Genomic DNA, 460 nt, shown 5'->3' with positions numbered 1-460 from the left:
GGTTGACAGAAAAATGTTTTCCTACATCACGCAAAAATTCTAAGTAGTTTAAATTGCACAACCATTCGGCATTATTCACAATACAAGCATCGGTTTCTTGATCACCGAATATCAAATAGTTAGAAAATACCTTTTTAATACCCTTAATATTTTCAGCAATATCATCTTGTGTTAGAAGTCGTCGCGCTTCATCTTTAAAAGAAGGATCACCGATTAATCCTGTCCCTCCGCCCATCAAAGCAATGGGGCGATGGCCCGTTTTTTGTAACCAATAAAGCATCATAATTTGAAGAAGACTTCCAGCATGTAGGCTTGATGCTGTCGGATCAAATCCAATATAAGCGCTTACTGTTTCTTTTAAAAAAAGGTCATCTAAGCCTTTTTCATCTGAAATTTGGTGGATAAAACCACGTTCGCTCATAATGTGTAAAAAATCAGATTTAAAGGCAAACACAGAGTC

1 protein-coding gene is annotated in these 460 nt (G+C 36.5%); it reads right to left on the bottom strand.

All coding sequences use genetic code 11. The features are described 5' to 3' along the window. The coding region (gene tyrS / locus BN338_RS10175) for a tyrosine--tRNA ligase (protein ID WP_039762116.1) at positions 1–454 on the bottom strand (454 nt) is incomplete at its 3' end. Positions 455–460: the final 6 nt, after the last annotated feature.

The sequence above is a fragment of the Bartonella queenslandensis AUST/NH15 genome, from assembly GCF_000312585.1.
Taxonomy (GTDB): Bacteria; Pseudomonadota; Alphaproteobacteria; order Rhizobiales; family Rhizobiaceae; genus Bartonella; species Bartonella queenslandensis_A.
This window is presented reverse-complemented; position numbering and strand designations above follow the sequence as displayed.